We start from the raw sequence: 250 nt of genomic DNA on the forward strand, positions 1-250 counted from the left end.
ACGTGCAAAATACCAGGTCGCACCGATCTGCCGTGATTTAAGAATATTTCGGATGCGATTCTCGATGCCTGCGCGATACCATCCCCGCTGATATTCAAACATCGAGTTATGGAAAGCATCCAACACCTTCTGGATGCCACCGTCTCCCAAATCATTTTTAATCGTCTTGCGCGCCCTCGGTGCGGTATTGCGATTTTCAATATTGGGATTTAAAACACTTTCCTTGCCGCATTCAGTGTATTTGTGAACG

Annotated in this window: 1 pseudogene; it reads right to left on the bottom strand. The window is 46.4% G+C overall.

What is annotated here, in order from left to right:
- Window positions 1-250: pseudogene (locus A596_RS23240) on the bottom strand (terminase); the annotation flags it as partial.

The organism is Cellvibrio mixtus subsp. mixtus J3-8 (assembly GCF_000766945.1).
GTDB lineage: Bacteria > Pseudomonadota > Gammaproteobacteria > Pseudomonadales > Cellvibrionaceae > Cellvibrio > Cellvibrio mixtus_A.